The sequence below is a fragment of the Microcoleus sp. S36b_A4 genome, assembly GCF_036700645.1.
Taxonomy (GTDB): domain Bacteria; phylum Cyanobacteriota; class Cyanobacteriia; order Cyanobacteriales; family Microcoleaceae; genus Microcoleus.
In genome coordinates, this window is the sequence record NZ_JAUBPI010000188.1 from 1 (window position 1) to 3,539 (window position 3,539).

The window sequence follows — 3,539 nt, forward strand, 5'->3', positions numbered from 1 at the left end:
GAGCCGGATGCGGGGAAACCAGCACGTCCGGATCTAACTGAGAGGTGCGGAGGATAATACCTCCCATCGACTCAAACTTTCCAATTGTCTAGTTAAATTTTTATGATTGAAACCTTATTTCACGCTTATACGCCCCTAGTTATCTGGACGGGCTTAGGACTGCTGCTGTTTCGGTACATCCCAGTTGATTTTCCCAAGCTGCTGAGCCACTTTCTTTTCTGGATTGGGATACCGCTGCAAATTCTAGTTTTAGCCCGTCAGAGCGATTTTTCTGGTGCTGTGGGATTCACGCCGGCGATCGCCATATTTGTGTTATTTCTGAGTACGAGTTTTGCTGGGCTGACTTGGGTATTATTGCGTAGGCTGAGTGCGGCCCACATCCAAAAGCCCTATTTTCAGGGCAAAAATTCTCTAGTAAATTTATTTTTATTAAATTTTAATTCCCTGAAGCGATCGAGCCAAGGCAGTTTTCTCCTAGCTGCGATGTTAGGGAATACGGGCTTTGTTGGATTAGCAATCACCCCGTCTATCATCAGCAGCGATAACAACAATTGGGCTGTCTTGTACAGCGTCACTAACAACGTTATTGGAACTTATTGTTTCGGTGTATTTATTGCTAGCTATTTCGGGAACTCGGAGCAAAAAAATCACTGGTGGACTCAGATCCGGGACGTGCTGACAGTTCCCGCCCTGTGGGCTTTTTTGATTGGTTTTTATACTAGAAACATCCCCCTGCCCGAAACAGTGGAATCTGGCTTGCAGACTGCTGTTTGGGTGGTAATTGCCAGTGCTTTGCTGCTGGTTGGCATCCGGCTGAGGTCTATTAAGAAATGGGAAAGTTTTGAACTGGCATTAATCCCGTCACTGTTAAAAGTGGTAATTGTGCCGGTGCTAATCGGATTGGGTGCTAGTTATTTCGGATTGAGTGGCGATCCGAGGTTCGTGTTGGTGTTGATGTCGGGAACGCCCACAGCTCTTTCCGTGCTGATTTTAGCAGAAGTCTACGAGCTCGATCGCGATTTGTTAGCTAGCAGCATCGCCATCACTTCTGTCGGTTTGCTGTTGATGCTTCCGCTGTGGTTAGCTGGGTTTAGTTGAAGTTGGGCGATCGTGTGGGGGTTCAGAAACCGGGTTTCTTTCCAAAATTTCGGTGGGGATTCCAAGACGAGCGCAGAAACCCGGTTTGTTGGATTTGGATCGCGTTACTAAAACAGGAAATAAACCCAACACTAATGATTGTTGCCCGACTTTTGATAGTTGGTATAATATAGAAATAACTTCAAGGAGGTTATAGGTATGACAAGCATATCCGACGAACAAACAGCTATCATCCGTACAGAAAGAGGAGTGTCGATCGCAGGTACGCGCATCACTATCTACGACATCATGGACTATGTGACGGCTCAATATCCACCTAAGTTTATCAGGGGATTGTTTGACCTTACAGAGGAACAAATTAACGCAGCTTTAGCTTATATTGAGGCAAATCGCTCTGATGTTGAAGCTGAGTATCAAATAGTGCTTAAGGAAGCTGAGGAACTTCGGCTGTACTATGAAGAAAAAAATCGCGATCTGATTGCCAGAATTGCGGCACAACCACCAAGACCAGGAACGGAAGCTGCTTGGGAAAAGCTTCGAGCCGCGAAGGCAAAGCGTGAGGCAAAAGCGTGATTTTTTTGATAGATCATAATCTCAATGGACACGCCCTAATTTTGTTTGGCTCTATTGCTAATCAAGGTTGGCTTGATATCATCCCAATTCGTTTTATCACCTTAAAGGAGATTGCTTTAATATGTTAACTAAATACATCCAAGCTGCCATGAAGCAAGCTAAGTATGAAATTTTCCCTGATGATGGGACTTTCTACGGAGAAATTCCTATCTGTGAGGGAGTCTATGCAAATGCTGTAAGTCTCGAAGCTTGTCGAGAAGAATTGCAAGAGGTATTGGAAGACTGGATTTTACTTAGTCTCACCCTGAAACTTCCTTTACCTGTCCTTGATAATATCGACCTTACAGTTACCAAGGAAGTTGCCTGATGCCTCCTTTAAAACCAGTCAAACGTCGAGACTTAATTCATTATCTGAAACAACTGGGATTTGACGGTCCCTATTCCGGAAAAAGGCATCAGTTCATGGTGAAAGATAACCTTCGCATTACCATCCCCAATCCTCATCAAGGTGATATCAGTGCCAACTTTTTAGCTAAGATTTTGCGACAGGCTAAAGTTGATATTAGTGATTGGGAGAACCTCTAAAGTTGAGAGGGTTTTGTCAATTATATTAAATAAAACGATCGCCCTTCTTCTGCTACTGGGTATGGTAGGGGATGGGCGATCGCAATTTGATTATCAACAAAAGTAAGGTGTGTCACCTGCGATAATCGATCGTTTTGGTGAAAAATGGCAAGGTGACGCACTCTACTACTAAAAGACCTATTCTAAAGATGTCTTTGTTTTACTTCTTGACAAAAGCATAAAAACTCGTTAGGATAACTTTTTAGGTAAAAGTTTTATTTAAACCCGCAAGATACAAGAAAAACTAACCCCAAACTTGGTGTTTTGGCATTTTACAAAAAAAGGAAACAACGACAATGACTATTATCCAAGACGGTGAGTTCAAAGGCGCTATTGTTGGAAGCAACGGCAATGACGCAATTCAATAATCTGGAATCATTTTTGGTGTCCAAGGTAACGATACCCTTTCTGGCAATGGTGGTAACGATACCATTTACGCTGGCAAAGATAACGATATCTTGTATGGTGGTGGTAGAGATAATTTTCTCCGCGGCGATCAAGGTAACGATACAATTTACGGCGGTGAAGGTAACGATACCATCTACGGTGGCAAAGGTGACGATTTCATATTTGGTGGTGAAGGTATCAACATTCTTTACGGGAGTAATGGCAGCGATACTTTCAATGTCAAAGCAGGAGATAAACTTCCAGACTACAATCCTGCAGAAGGAGATGTTTTAATCGGTAACTTTTCTGTCGAAAACGGAGTTGTTCAAGCTATAACTACTCCAACACCCACACCAAGCCCAACGCCTACTCCTACACCCGCTCCGACTCCGACTCCCACCCCAACCCCTGTGATTCCAAGACAAGATAGCGTTGCTGCTTATTCTAATGGCAGTGAAGTAATAGGAGTAGGTCGCACAGCCCCTCGTAATTCCGAGCTGGCTTCAGAATTTGGATCTGATACTTTGACTGGCTCCGGTAACAGTATACTTGTAGGCATTGCTGGAGATCCAGATTAATTTGCTGCCAACTTAAACTCGCGGTTAATAGGAGATGGCATCAAAAACTTTGGAACAGAAGATGAAATCCTTCTTCCTACGGTTCTCCAAGGTAAAACCCGAATTGTTCCTTCAACACGTGAGCCTAATGAATTTTTTGTCCAAGGAAACCAAAAAAATACTTGTTTGTTTATAACAGTCAAAACAATTTAACTGCAACAACAATATAGCAAAACCATTTGATTTGTAAACAATCGATTCAATCATCACAAGCGTTTCAGGTTGTTCTACATTCACAAC

5 protein-coding genes are annotated in these 3,539 nt (G+C 43.0%); all 5 read left to right on the forward strand.

Features of this window, described 5'->3' with window-relative positions:
- The first annotated feature begins 102 nt into the window (after positions 1 to 102).
- The 5 genes from QUA03_RS28535 (at position 103) to QUA03_RS28555 (ending at position 3,260) form a co-directional block, all read left to right on the forward strand.
- Positions 103 to 1,098 carry an AEC family transporter gene (locus QUA03_RS28535; protein ID WP_333217047.1) on the forward strand — a complete coding sequence of 332 codons (996 nt, stop codon included), beginning with the start codon at positions 103 to 105 and terminating at the stop codon, positions 1,096 to 1,098.
- 198 nt (positions 1,099 to 1,296) lie between these two features.
- On the forward strand, positions 1,297 to 1,671 hold the full coding sequence (locus tag QUA03_RS28540; protein ID WP_333217049.1) for a DUF433 domain-containing protein: 375 nt from the start codon (positions 1,297 to 1,299) through the stop codon (positions 1,669 to 1,671).
- Positions 1,672 to 1,792: 121 nt separating this feature from the next.
- Positions 1,793 to 2,038 (forward strand): type II toxin-antitoxin system HicB family antitoxin, encoded by a 246-nt coding sequence (locus QUA03_RS28545; RefSeq protein WP_015178899.1) that lies wholly within the window; start codon positions 1,793 to 1,795, stop codon positions 2,036 to 2,038.
- Entirely contained in the window at positions 2,038 to 2,256 is a 219-nt protein-coding gene (locus QUA03_RS28550; protein ID WP_333217051.1) for a type II toxin-antitoxin system HicA family toxin, read from the forward strand. The genes QUA03_RS28545 and QUA03_RS28550 overlap by 1 nt, the downstream gene beginning before the upstream one ends.
- Before the next feature lie 416 nt (positions 2,257 to 2,672).
- Positions 2,673 to 3,260 (forward strand): calcium-binding protein, encoded by a 588-nt coding sequence (locus QUA03_RS28555; protein WP_333217053.1) that lies wholly within the window; start codon positions 2,673 to 2,675, stop codon positions 3,258 to 3,260.
- The last annotated feature ends 279 nt before the right edge of the window (positions 3,261 to 3,539 follow it).

Excerpts from the sequence above, each read along its gene's own strand:
- QUA03_RS28540 (WP_333217049.1), top strand. The coding sequence starts at position 1,297 with ATGACAAGCATATCCGACGAACAAACAGCTATCATCCGTACAGAAAGA.
- QUA03_RS28545 (WP_015178899.1), top strand. The coding sequence starts at position 1,793 with ATGTTAACTAAATACATCCAAGCTGCCATGAAGCAAGCTAAGTATGAA.
- QUA03_RS28550 (WP_333217051.1), top strand. The coding sequence starts at position 2,038 with ATGCCTCCTTTAAAACCAGTCAAACGTCGAGACTTAATTCATTATCTG.
- QUA03_RS28535 (WP_333217047.1), top strand. The coding sequence starts at position 103 with ATGATTGAAACCTTATTTCACGCTTATACGCCCCTAGTTATCTGGACG.